The following is an 11,750-nucleotide window of genomic DNA, read 5'->3' as shown; positions in this document are numbered from 1 at the left end:
CCTTGGCCGCGGTACCGAGCGCGAGGTTCACCGAAGCGGGGGCGAGGGGGTCGACCCCCCGCTGCCGGGACCAGGCGGCGGTGTAGACGAAGGCGCGCTGGGCGCGGGTGCCGGGCACCTGGACGCCGTAGACCTCGTGCAGCTCGGCGATCAGCTTGACCTCGATGGCCGCGACCACCAGGGTCTCGGCCACCAGCTGCGCCGGCGCGGACAGCAGCAGGGGCGGCGCGGCGAACTCCGCCGCCGCCAGCGCTCCGCCGACGGCGCCGACCGCCGTGGTGGCCTTGGCCGCGGTGCGGACCAGATCGTCGGCCAGCTCCTCACCGGTCAGGCCGTAGTGGTGTTCCCGCAGCGTGGCGAGATCGCGGACCGGCAGCCGTGGCGCGATGGACGCGAACAGGTCGGCGAGCCATCGCCCCCTGCCGGTGCCGGTCTCCCTGGCCTTGCGGCCCACGGTGACCAGCCTGGCGGCCAGGCGGCCGAGCAGCCTGCGCCGCTCGGAGCCGTCCAGGTCGGCGGGGTCGGCCAGCCGGCCCACCAGCTCGGCGACCTCGGCGCTCGCCTCGTCCGCCTTGGCGGGCGGATCGGCGAGGCCGGGGTCGTCCTGCGGTGATCGGTCCGCTCCTGACGCGGTCACGGAGCCTCCTTAGATTCTCAGGCCGCGCATTCCCGGCAGATCTGCTGCCCACCTTTCTCGGAGGCCAGCTGGCTGCGGTGGTGCACCAGGAAGCAGCGGGCGCAGGTGAACTCGTCCGCCTGCCGGGGGATCACCCGCAGCGAGAGCTCTTCGTTGGACAGGTCCGCACCGGGCAGCTCGAGCGACTCGGCCAGATCGGTCTCGTCGATGTCGATGCTGCCGGAGGACTTGTCGGTCCGCCGCGCCTGCAGTTCCTGGAGGCTGTCCTCGTTCAGATCGTCGTCGGTCTTACGTGGACTGTCGTAGTCGGTGGCCATCTGCCGTCATCCCCCTCTATCCATGGCGCGCGCGAACATGCGTGCTCGCGCGTCTGTAACGTCTGGGCGGTCCATCTTGTGCCCGTATCTCCCGGGGAATTTTGCAATCGGTACCCCGTCGGAACGGCTGCCGAACCTCCGGACACGTGACGGTGCCGCCGCCTTCGCCGCCGGTTAGCCAAATATGGCGAAAACCTCAGCATTGGCGACAGGTTCCATCGCGTTCGACGGCACATCCAACCACATGTCTGACGTGAACGAGACGCCCCCCGCCGTATCAACGGGCCGGGAGCCGGACCGTCATCACCAGGCCGCCGCCCTCCCTGGGGACCGCGCTCACCGTGCCGCCGTGCGCGCGGACCACGGCCCGCACGATCGACAGGCCGAGGCCCGCGCCGCGCGCCGACTCCACCCGGTCGGAGTTGAGCCGGCGGAACGGCTCGAACAGGTCGTCCACCTCGTACGCCGGCACGTGTTGTCCGGTGTTGGCCACCTGAACGACGGGCGTGCCGTCCACCATTCCCGTCCGCAGCCAGGCCTCGCCGGACTCGGCGACGTTGTGCTTGACGGCGTTCTCCAGCAGGTTGGCGACCAGCCGCTCCAGCAGCACCGGATCTCCCATGACCGGAGCGGCGCGCAGGTCGGTGTGCACGGCGACCCCGTTCTCCGCCGCGTAGGCCACATGCTGCTCGACCACGGTCTGGCCCACCTCGCGCAGGTCGACCGGCTTGCGCACCGCCAGCTCCCGCTCGCTCCTGGCCAGCAGGAGCAGGCCCTCGATCAGCTGCTCGTTGCGGGCGTTGGTGCCGAGCAGCGTGCGGCCCAGCACCCGCAGGTCCTCCGAGGCGCCCGGGTCGCTCACCGCGACCTCCAGCACGGTGCGGTTGATCGCCAGCGGGGTGCGCAGCTCGTGGGAGGCGTTGTCCACGAACCGGCGCTGGGCGTCGAACGCACGGTTCAGCCGGGTGAGCATCGCGTCGAAGGTGTCGGCCAGCTCCTTGATCTCGTCGTCCGGCCCCTGCAGCCCGATCCGCTCGTGGGCCAGCGAGGTCCCCGACAGGCGGCGGGCGGTGGCGGTGATCTTCTGAATCGGCCGCAGCGCCCGGTCCGCCACGAAGTAGCCGACGATGAGGGCGAGGATGCCGACGCCGGCCAGCGCCATCAGCGACCTGGTCACCAGGTGGGCCCGGGCGGCGGTCACCGTGTCGTAGCGGAAGGCGGCCCAGGCCTCCCCGAAGTCCGCGGCGTACTCGGCCGGCATCTGATCCAGCCTGAACGGCGGCGGCGGCCAGGAGTCGTAGATGCTGCGGCCGACGAAGAACCAGATCACCGCGAGCAGCAGCGCGCCGGCCAGGAAGAACAGCGCCCCGTAGGTGAGGGTGAGCCGCAGCCGGATGCTCATCCGCCCGGAGATCCGCCGCAGCTGGGCGAGCAGGTCCCCGCCGACCGGGCGGGGCGCCACCGGCGGCGGGCCGTCCCAGGTGGGCGGGCCGGTCGGCGGCGGCGGGACGGCGCGCGGCAGGAACGGGCGGCGGGCGCTCTCCACGGTGGGCGTGCGGTCGCGCCATCCGGCGTCCGCCGGCCCGGCCGCCGCGGTGCGGTCCCCCGGCGGCCGGCCGGCCGGGTCCCCCGGCGGCGGGCCGGCCGGGACGCCCGGCGGGACGATCAGGGGTTGCGGCCGGACGAAGGCCGGCCGGTCGGTGCCGGCGGCCTCCCGCCGCCGCGGTTCATCGCTCACAGCTTGTAACCCACTCCCGGCACGGTCTCGATCACCGCCGGCTCGCCGAGCTTTTTGCGCAGCGTCATCATCGTCACCCGCACCACGTTGGTGAAGGGATCGATGTTCTCGTCCCACGCCTTGTCCAGCAGGTCCTCCTGGCTGACCACGGCGCCCTCGGCCCGCATCAGCTCCTCCAGGACGGCGAACTCCTTCTTGGTGAGGGCGATCTCGCGGTCCTCCCGGGTGACCAGCCGCTTGCCCGGGTCCAGCCGGATGCCGGCCCGCTCCAGCACCGGGGGCAGCGCCGGCGCCGAGCGGCGGCCGAGCGCCCGCACCCGGGCCACCAGCTCCATGAACGCGAACGGCTTGGCCAGGTAGTCGTCGGCGCCGAGCTCCAGGCCCTCGACCTTGTCGTCCACCTCCCCCGAGGCGGTCAGCATCAGGATGCGGGAGGCGGTCCGGTCGGCCACCAGCTTCCGGCACACGTCGTCCCCGTGCACCTTGGGCAGGTCGCGGTCCAGCACGATCACGTCGTAGTCGATGTAGGACGTGCGTTCCAGCGCCCCGGCGCCGTCGTAGGTCACGTCCACGGCCATCGCCTCCCGGCGCAGGCCGGTCGCGATCGCGTCCGCGAGCACCCGCTCGTCCTCCACCACAAGCACGCGCACGGCTCTGGCACCTCCTGGTAGATCCGGCTGGTAGATCCGGCCCGGCGCGGGACGGCGGCGCCCGGCCGGCCACCACCTCGCCGGACGTCCGCGTCCGCGGAATCATTGTTGTCACACCCTGGTTAAGCGCATGGTAAGCACCCGCGGGCCCGGTTCCGGGCACGTGACGTACGGCACACCCCAGACATTCAGGATTCATGGTTTAAGAGCGACACGCTGCTGGGTAAACCCGCAAGACCCTTTATCGCCGCCGGGGAGCCACCCCCTCGGGCCACCGGGCCCGATCATGCGGCAGCCTAAGGCTCCACCCCCTTGAGAAAGAAGGTGAGATGGGCGAGTTCACCTCCACGATCGAACATCGTCTCGACCAGGCCTACAAGGGCCTCCAGGAGGCGAGGGACGGCGGCGACGACTTCCTCGCCGACACTCTCACCGCCGAGATCGAGGACCTGCACCGGCTCGCCGTGGACAACGGCGTAGAGATCGCGCACTGACATCGGCCGGCGAGGGCCCGCCCGGCGGGCGGGCCCTCGCCCATGTCCGAGGGTCAGGCGTCGCGCTCGGGGTCGAGCGGCACCAGCAGATCGTGCAGCTCCTCGAACAGCCCCGGCGCGGCGCACAAGGTGAGCGCCGGACCGCTCGGCCGGCCGCGCAGCCCGCCCAGCCGGGCCCCCGCCTCCGCGGCGACCAGGCCGCCGGCGGCGAAATCCCACTCCTGCGGACCCCGCTCGTAGTAGCCGTCCACCCGGCCGGCGGCGACCGAGCACAGGTCCACCGCGCACGAGCCGCCGCGCCGGATGTCGCGCACCCGCGGCAGCACCCGCGCCAGCACCTCGGCCTGCACGGCGCGCCGCTCCGGCAGGTACCCGAAGCCGGTGGCGATCAGCGCGGCCGGCAGCGGCACGCCGGTGTTGCAGCTCAGCCGCTCGGCGGGCCGGCCGTCGCGCAGCAGCTCGGCGCCCCGCCCGCGCGCGGCGGCGAACAGCTCGCCGCGCGGCGCGACGTTGACGGCGCCGGCGACCAGCGCGCCGTCCACCTCCACCGCGATGCTCACCGCCCAGTCCGGCAGGCCGTACATGAAGTTCACCGTGCCGTCGATCGGGTCGACGATCCAGCGGACCCGGCCGCCTGCGGTGCTGCCGCCCTCCTCGCCGAGGAACGCGTCCCCCGGCCGCGCGCCGAGGATCCGGGCCCGGATGAGCTCTTCGGAGGCCCGGTCCAGCTCGGTCACCACATCGGTCGCGCTGGACTTGGTGGCCACCGCCGCGGGCCGGGCCGGCCGCTCGGCGAGCAGCATGTCCCCCGCCTCCCGGGCGACCGCGACCGCCAGCTCCAGCAGGTCGCTCATCCCAGCGTCTCCGGCCGCCGCCACTCCTCGCCGAGCACGTGCCGGGCGAGGAAGGCCAGCACGGTCTCGTACCACGCCCGCACGTTGCCGGGCTTGAGCACCCAGTGGTTCTCGTCCGGGAAGTACAGGAACTTCGACTCCGCCGGCGAGCGGCGCAGGTCCCACCACAGCTGCAGGGCCTCGCCGATCGGCACGCGATAGTCCTTGTCCCCGTGGATGACCAGCATGGGCGTGCGGATGTCGTCCAGCCACCGGTGCGGCGACAGGGCGCGGTACCGCTCGGCGCCCACCGGCCCGAACTCCCGCCGCCAGTAGTAGGCGCCGTCGGTGGTGCCGGCGAACTGCTCCAGGTTCCACAGCGAGGCGTGCGTGACGATCGCGCGGAAGCGGTCGGTGTGCCCGGCGATCCAGTTGGCCATGTAGCCGCCGAACGAGCCGCCCATCATCGCGGTGCGGTCGCCGTCGATGTCCGGACGGGCCACGCAGGCGTCGGTGACGGCCATCAGGTCGGCCTCGGTGCGCGGCCCCCAGTCGCCCCAGCCGCGTTCGATCATCTCCTGGCCGTAACCGGTGGACAGGCACGGGTCGGGCAGCAGCACGGCGTACCCGCGCTCCACCATCAGCCAGGGGTTCCACCGCCACGACCAGTCGTTCCAGCTGGCCAGCGGTCCGCCGTGCACCCACAGCAGCAGCGGCGCGGGGTTGCCCTCCCCCGCCCCGGCCGGCAACGCCAGCCAGCCGCGGATCTCGGTGCCGTCGTCGGCCGTCGCGGTGACCTCGGTGAGCGTGCCGGGCACCTCCACCGCCGGCGCCGGCGACGGCAGCTCGGCGACCTCGCCGGCCTCGGCGCCGGCCAGGGTGATCCGCACCGGGGCGGCGGGCGCGGCGACCGAGCTGCGCAGCGCGTACAGGTACCGGCCGTCCGGCGAGGGGCACAGCTCGGCGTAGGCGTGGTCGCCGCCGGTGATCCGCTCCGGCTCGCCGTGCACCGGAACGCGGAATACCGGGCGGCGGCCCCGCTCGTCGGCCGCGACGTACACCGCCGAGGAGTCGGCCGCCCAGGCCACGCTCGCGGCGACCAGGCCGGGGGCGTGCGCCGAGCCCTCTCCGGTGGCCAGGTCGGCGATCCACACCGAGAACCGCACGCCGCGCTCCTCGGTGGCCCACTGCTCCCGGTGGCAGGCGACCCGGCGGCCGTCCGGGGAGATCGCGACCGCGGCGTTGTGGTCGAAGTCCGCACCGGTGGCCAGGGTGCGCCGCTCCCCGGTGGCGACGTCGATCGCCACCAGATCGGTCCGCAGGTCGCCACCGGGCAGCGGGACCTGCCAGGTGGTGACCACGGTCCGGCCGTCCGGGGTCACCGCGAACGAGCACTCCACCAGCGCGGCGCCCGCGTCCGGGGTCAGGTCGCGCGGCGGGGCGGCGCCGGCCGGGTCGGCGGCGAACAGCCGGGGCGCGCCGGGGCCGAGGTCGGCGTCCCACAGCCGGACCGGGTAGCCCTCGTGCAGCACCGCGCTGATCCCGGCGTCCTTGCGCGCGGCGCGGCGATCGGCCTCGCCGGCGGCGTCACCGGGCAGCACGTCCGCGGCCAGCACCACCGTCTCGCCGCCGACGCGGACGGCGCCGACGCCGCCCGGCCGCTCGGCGACCTTCACCGGCTCGCCGCCGCGGGCGGGCAGCGACCACAGCGCGGGGACGTCGGCGTCCGCCGGGTCCTTGGCGGCCGGATCGGGGCGCCGGGAGACGAAGAGCAGGTCACCGTCGGCGGCGAACTCCGCACCCGCCTCGCCCTCGGCCGAGCGGGTCAGCCGGTGCGGCTCGCCGCCGGGTTCGACGGGCACCTCCCAGATCGACGTGCCGTACACCTTGCCGTCCGGCCGGAGCGACTGGACCGCCGACACCAGCCGGGATCCGTCCGGGGAGAGCCGCAGCGAGACCACCCGCGGCAGGGCGACGTAATCACGGACATCCTTGAAGTAGCTCACCTCGCCGAACCTACCGGCCGCGGCGGCGGCGCCGCGTGCGGGGACCGGCCGCCCGATGCGGTTGGATGGGGGGCATGGCAGGTTACGACGCGTTGCTGGTGGTCTCGTTCGGCGGGCCGGAGAAGCCCGAGGACGTCATGCCCTTCCTCGAGAACGTGGTGCGCGGCCGGGACGTCCCGCGCGAGCGCCTGCTGGAGGTGGCCGAGCACTACCACCAGGCCGGCGGGGTCAGCCCGATCAACCGGCAGTGCCGCGACCTGATCGACGCGCTGCGCCCGGTGGTCGGCCTGCCCATCTACTGGGGCAACCGCAACTGGCACCCCTTCCTGGCCGACACCATGCGGCAGATGGCCGGCGACGGCGTGCGGCGGGCGGCCGCCTTCATCACCGCCGCCTACAGCTCCTACTCCAGCTGCCGGCAGTACCTGGACGACATCGCCCAGGCCAGGGCGCAGGTGCCCGGCGCGCCGGCGGTGGTGCGGCTGCGCCACTACTTCGACCATCCCGGGTTCGTCGCCGCGATGACCGACCACACCCGGCAGGCGATCGACCGGCTGCCCGCCGAGCATCGCGCCGGCGCCCGGCTGGTGTTCACCGCGCACAGCATCCCGCTGTCGATGGCGGCGACCGCCGGACCGGACGGCGGGGCCTACGAGGAGCAGCTGCGGGCCACCGCCGCCCTGGTCGCCGGCGACCGGCCGTTCGACCTGGTCTGGCAGAGCCGCAGCGGCCCGCCGCAGGTGCCGTGGCTGGAGCCCGACGTGTGCGACCACCTCGCGGCGCTGCGCGCGGCCGGCACCGAGGCGGTGGTGCTGGTCCCCATCGGCTTCGTCTCCGACCACATGGAGGTCGTCTACGACCTCGACACCGAGGCCGCGCAGGTGGCGCGCGACCTCGGCCTGCACCTGACCCGGGCCGCGACGGCGGGCACCCACCCGCGGTTCGTCTCCATGGTCGCCGAGCTGCTGGCCGAGCCGGAGCCGGCGCCCTGCCCGGCGGGCTGCTGCCCGGCGCCGCGGCCACGGGCGGCCCGGCCGGCGGCGGCCGAGGGACCGCGCTGATCGGCCGGCCGCGCTGAACGGCGGCCGGCGCGGGCGGCGGGCCGGTCAGCGGTAGGCGCGGGCGTAGGCGTCGGCGATGCCGAGCACCTTGTTCACGTAGTCCCACGAGTGGTTGTAGCGGAAGACCGCGCCGCGCAGCCGGGCCCCGCCGCCGGCGGCGCCGTTGGCGCACAGGTATCCGGCGGCGGCCGGCACCGCGTCGTAGGCGCTCCAGATGTCCTTCTTGCCGTCGCCGTCGCCGTCCATGCCGTACGCCCGCCAGGTGGCCGGCATGAACTGCATGGGGCCGAGGGCTCCGGCCGAGGAGGGGCCGTTGTTGCGCCCGTGGCCGCTCTCCACCTGGCCGATGGCGGCGAGCACCGTCCACGACAGGCCGGGGCACACGCCCGCGGACACCTTGTACAGGTCCAGGTAGCTCGCCGGCCGGCCGACCACCCCGGCGGCGCCGGGCGTGGCGCTCGGGGCGGTGCTCTGGGCGGTGCTCGGAGCGGGCGGCGGGGCCGCCGACGGCGTCGCGGCCGGGCGGCGGGCGCCGACCGGCACCACCTGCGCGCCCCGGCCGAGGATGCGGCCGATGCGCGCGCCGACCTCGGCGACCCTGGCGACCGGGGTGCGCACCAGCAGGGCCACGCCGGGGGTGAGGCCGAGCGCGCGGCCCGCCTCCCGGCCGACCAGGCCGTCCACGCCGGGCAGGCCGAGCGGCGCGGAGGCGGCCACCCGCAGCCGGCCGTTCCCGCCGGTGTCGTACTCGCCGCCGAGCTGCAGCAGGTAGCGGCCGGCGGTGGCCGACTCGGCGACGAACTCGCCGCGGGTGAGGGCGTCCCACACCTCGGTCCGTTCGGCGACCGGCCGCGGTGACCAGGGGCGGAACTCGGCGGGGTCGACCGCCAGGAGATTGAGGGTGGCGGCGGAGAAGCGGATCGCGCCGCCGTCCGCGACGACCATGGTGTCGACGTGCTCCAGCGCGGCGACCCGGCGCAGCACGTCCTCGGGCACGGTGCGCGGCGCGATGGCGATCAGCCGGGGCGGGGCGACCCGGTGGGGCGCGGCGCCCGCCGCTGTGCTCGCCGGCCTGCTCGCCGGCGTGCTCGCCGCCGGGGACACCGGGGTCTGCGGCACCGCGGCCGGCGGCGCGAGCAGCGGGGAGGCCGCGGGCGATCCGGTGCCGGGGGCCCCGGTGGCGGCGGCCGGCACCCGGTGGCCGCCCGCCCGGCCCGCGGCGTCGCCGGTGGCCAGCAGGACGGCGGCGACGGCGATCGACAGCACGGTGAGCAGGGCCAGCCCCGCCAGGGCGGCACGCGGCGGCGCGAGGCGGACAGGGGGGGACACCCGACCCACGTTAACTGCCGAGGGGGATGTTCGGGTACGTTGCCGGAAAATCACTTGCCGGGCCGCGGGCCGGTGCGCGACCGTGGGCGTCGCTCCCGGCGGCCGCGCCCGGGGCGGGGGGAAGGGGCGACATCGTGGTCGGGCCGTACCGGACGCTGTTCAGCATGCCCGGGGCCAAAGGCTTCGTCATCGCCGGATTCGTCGGGCGGGCGCCGATGGCCATGCTCGGTATCGGCATCGTCCTGCTCATCTCCGCGCTCACCGGGTCGTACACGACCGCCGGAGCGGTCTCGGCGACCACGGCGGTCGCCTTCGCCATCGCCGCGCCGCTGTCCGGGCGCCTGATCGACAGGTTCGGCCAGGCCAGGATACTCATCCCGCTCGCCTTGGTGCACGGCGCCGCGCTGACCGGGCTGATGCTCTGCGCCGAGTTCGGCGCGCCGCGGTGGACGCTGTTCGCCTTCGCCCTGGTCACCGGCGGCGCGGCCACCTCGCTGGGCTCGATGGTGCGGGCCCGCTGGTCGCACCTGCTGTCCGGCCGGGCCGGCCTGCACACGGCGTTCTCCTTCGAGTCGGTGGCCGACGAGGTCATCTTCGTGGCCGGGCCGGCGCTGACCGCGGGCCTGGCGGCGGCGGTCAGCCCGTACGCCGGGCTGGTGGTCGCGGGGGTCTGCGCCGTCGCCGGCACGGTGGCGTTCGCGCTGCAGCGGGGCACCGAGCCGCCGGTCCGGACGGGGCCGGCCAGGTCGGGCAGCCCGATCACCATCCCGGCGGTGGCGCTGCTGGCGGGGGTGTTCCTGGCGATGGGCGCGGTGTTCGGCTCGGTCGACCTGATCACCGTGGCCTTCGCCGCGGAGCGCGGCGCGAAGGCCGCGGCGGGGCTGCTGCTCGGCTGTGTCGCCTTCGGCAGCATGCTGTCCGGCCTGTGGTACGGCCACCGGGAGTGGGCGCTGTCGCTGCGCCGCCGGTTCGCCTGGGCGCTGGTGGTCTTCGCGGTCGGCTTCGCGCCGATCGCGGCCATCTCCGACCTTCGGCTGATGGCGGTGGCGCTGTTCTTCGCCGGGCTGGCGATCTCGCCGACGATCATCACCATCTACGCCCTCGTCGAGCGGATCGTGCCGGCGCACCTGCTCACCGAAGGCATGTCGTGGCTGTCCACCGCGGTCGGTTTCGGGGTGGCGGTCGGCGCCTGGGCGGGCGGGCGGCTGACCGACGCGTTCGGCCCGTCGGACGCCTACCTGTTCGCGCTGGGCTGCGCGCTGCTGGCGCTGGTGACCGGCGCCGTCGGCGGCGCGCTGCTCCACCTGCCCGAGGGTGGCCGGTCGGAGGCGGGCTCGGCAGCTTCATGAGCCTTGCTCATGTCTATCGCCATCCGCCCGGGTCGTCCCTTATCGTGCTCCAGCATGAGGGCCGTCTTCCGGAACTGGGCCGGCAACCAGTCCGCCACCCCCGCCGAGGTACGCACGCCCGCGACCACCGCAGAGGTGGTCCAGGCCGTCCGCGACGCCGCCCGCCGCGGCGTGCGGGTGCGCATGACGGGCACCGGCCACTCCTTCACCGGGGTGGCGCTCACCGACGGCATCATGCTGCGGCCGGACCGGCTCACCGGGATCCGGGATGCCGGTGACGGCCGGGTGCGGGTCGCCGCCGGCACGCCGCTGCGCGTGCTGAACGAGGAACTGCACCGGCGCGGGCACGCGCTGTCCAACATGGGCGATATCACCGAGCAGACCGTCGCCGGCGCCGTCCAGACCGGCACCCACGGCACCGGGCGCGAGATCGGCGGGCTCGCCGACCAGGTGGCCGAGCTGGAGATGGTGCTCGCCGACGGCTCGGTCGCCACCCTCACCGGCGGCGACCTGTTCGACGCGGCCCGGGTGGGCCTGGGCGCGCTCGGCGTGCTCACCGCGGTCACCTTCCGGGTGGAGCCGGCGTTCCTGCTGCACGGCGCGCGCGAGCCGGCCCCGTTCGGCGACACGCTGTGGTCGCTGGACCGGCTCACCGAGGAGAACGAGCACCTCGACTTCTACTGGCTGCCGCACACCGACCGCTGCCTGGTCAAGCGCAACAACCGCTCCGCGGGCCCGGCCGCGCCGCCGGGCGCGCTGCGGCACTGGTTCGACGCGATGTTCCTGGAGAACACCGTCTTCGGCCTGCTGTGCGCCGCCGGGCGGCGGGCCCCGCGGGCCATCCCCGCCCTCAACCGCCTCTGCGCGGCGGCCCTCGGCCCCTCCTCCTGCGTGGACGACTCCTACAAGGTCTTCGCCACCGTGCGCAAGGTGCGCTTCCTGGAGATGGAGTACGCGATCCCGCGCCGCCACCTGGGCCAGGCGCTGCGGGAGGTGCGCGATCTGATCGACCTGCACGACTGGCGGATCGGCTTCCCGATCGAGGTACGGGTCACCCCGCCGAGCGACGCCTGGCTGTCCACCGCCTACGGGCGGGACACCGCCTACCTCGCCTGCCACGTCTACCACGCGACGCCGAATCCGGAGTACTTCGCCGCCGTCGAAGAGATCATGGTCCGGCTGTCCGGCCGGCCGCACTGGGGCAAGCTCCACACCCGGGACGCGGCCTACCTGTCCACCGTCTACCCGCGGTTCGCCGACTTCGTCCGGCTACGCGATGAGCTGGACCCCGGGCGGCTGTTCTCCAACGACCACCTGGACGCGGTGCTCGGCTGAC

The 11,750-nt window shown here is 74.7% G+C and carries 11 protein-coding genes; 4 read left to right on the top strand and 7 right to left on the bottom strand.

Translation table 11 applies throughout. From position 1 onward, the window contains the following. The 4 genes from Sru01_RS06945 to Sru01_RS06930 all read right to left on the bottom strand — a co-directional run. The coding region (locus Sru01_RS06945; RefSeq protein ID WP_239137041.1) for a hypothetical protein at positions 1-637 on the bottom strand (637 nt) is incomplete at its 3' end. 17 nt (positions 638-654) lie between these two features. After that, on the bottom strand, positions 655-954 hold the full coding sequence (locus tag Sru01_RS06940; protein ID WP_203983026.1) for a DUF4193 domain-containing protein: 300 nt from the start codon (positions 952-954) through the stop codon (positions 655-657). 277 nt (positions 955-1,231) lie between these two features. Beyond that, positions 1,232-2,476 (bottom strand): sensor histidine kinase, encoded by a 1,245-nt coding sequence (locus tag Sru01_RS06935; RefSeq protein WP_373869496.1) that lies wholly within the window; start codon positions 2,474-2,476, stop codon positions 1,232-1,234. Positions 2,477-2,688: 212 nt separating this feature from the next. Further along, positions 2,689-3,342, bottom strand: a complete 654-nt coding sequence (locus Sru01_RS06930) for a response regulator transcription factor (protein WP_203983025.1) — start codon at positions 3,340-3,342, stop codon at positions 2,689-2,691. Positions 3,343-3,671: 329 nt separating this feature from the next. Here Sru01_RS06930 and Sru01_RS06925 point away from each other — a divergent pair, with 329 nt between their 5' ends. Then, complete coding sequence (locus Sru01_RS06925; protein ID WP_203983024.1) at positions 3,672-3,836, top strand: hypothetical protein; 165 nt, start codon at positions 3,672-3,674, stop codon at positions 3,834-3,836. Between the two features lie 53 nt (positions 3,837-3,889). Here Sru01_RS06925 and Sru01_RS06920 read toward each other — a convergent pair whose 3' ends face one another. Together Sru01_RS06920 and Sru01_RS06915 are read right to left on the bottom strand one after the other, a co-directional pair. Further along, a complete protein-coding gene (locus tag Sru01_RS06920; protein WP_203983023.1) occupies positions 3,890-4,690 on the bottom strand; it encodes an inositol monophosphatase family protein in 801 nt (266 codons plus the stop codon). Continuing rightward, positions 4,687-6,675: a S9 family peptidase gene (locus tag Sru01_RS06915; RefSeq protein WP_203983022.1), complete on the bottom strand. Its 1,989-nt coding sequence runs from the start codon at positions 6,673-6,675 to the stop codon at positions 4,687-4,689. The genes Sru01_RS06920 and Sru01_RS06915 overlap by 4 nt, the downstream gene beginning before the upstream one ends. Before the next feature lie 74 nt (positions 6,676-6,749). Here Sru01_RS06915 and Sru01_RS06910 point away from each other — a divergent pair, with 74 nt between their 5' ends. Continuing rightward, positions 6,750-7,736, top strand: coding sequence for a ferrochelatase (locus Sru01_RS06910; protein WP_203983021.1), 987 nt, complete (start codon positions 6,750-6,752; stop codon positions 7,734-7,736). Positions 7,737-7,781: 45 nt separating this feature from the next. Here Sru01_RS06910 and Sru01_RS06905 read toward each other — a convergent pair whose 3' ends face one another. Next, the gene (locus Sru01_RS06905; protein ID WP_239137037.1) at positions 7,782-9,065 is read right to left on the bottom strand and encodes a lytic transglycosylase domain-containing protein; all 1,284 of its coding nucleotides are present in this window, start codon (positions 9,063-9,065) and stop codon (positions 7,782-7,784) included. 134 nt (positions 9,066-9,199) lie between these two features. On the opposite strand from Sru01_RS06905, the gene Sru01_RS06900 reads away from it, so the two are divergent. Both Sru01_RS06900 and Sru01_RS06895 read left to right on the top strand, forming a co-directional pair. Further along, the gene (locus tag Sru01_RS06900) at positions 9,200-10,414 is read left to right on the top strand and encodes an MFS transporter (protein ID WP_203983020.1); all 1,215 of its coding nucleotides are present in this window, start codon (positions 9,200-9,202) and stop codon (positions 10,412-10,414) included. 54 nt (positions 10,415-10,468) lie between these two features. Continuing rightward, positions 10,469-11,749 (top strand): D-arabinono-1,4-lactone oxidase, encoded by a 1,281-nt coding sequence (locus Sru01_RS06895; protein ID WP_203983019.1) that lies wholly within the window; start codon positions 10,469-10,471, stop codon positions 11,747-11,749. The last annotated feature ends 1 nt before the right edge of the window (position 11,750 follow it).

It is taken from the genome of Sphaerisporangium rufum (assembly GCF_016863395.1).
GTDB lineage: Bacteria > Actinomycetota > Actinomycetes > Streptosporangiales > Streptosporangiaceae > Sphaerisporangium > Sphaerisporangium rufum.
Note: the sequence above shows the minus strand (reverse complement) of the source record. Positions and strands in the feature narration are given on the sequence as shown.

Bases quoted from the DNA above. Each gene is read 5' to 3' on its own strand.
- Sru01_RS06940 (WP_203983026.1), bottom strand. From the start codon at position 954: ATGGCCACCGACTACGACAGTCCACGTAAGACCGACGACGATCTGAAC.
- Sru01_RS06925 (WP_203983024.1), top strand. From the start codon at position 3,672: ATGGGCGAGTTCACCTCCACGATCGAACATCGTCTCGACCAGGCCTAC.
- Sru01_RS06920 (WP_203983023.1), bottom strand. From the start codon at position 4,690: ATGAGCGACCTGCTGGAGCTGGCGGTCGCGGTCGCCCGGGAGGCGGGG.
- Sru01_RS06910 (WP_203983021.1), top strand. From the start codon at position 6,750: ATGGCAGGTTACGACGCGTTGCTGGTGGTCTCGTTCGGCGGGCCGGAG.
- Sru01_RS06895 (WP_203983019.1), top strand. From the start codon at position 10,469: ATGAGGGCCGTCTTCCGGAACTGGGCCGGCAACCAGTCCGCCACCCCC.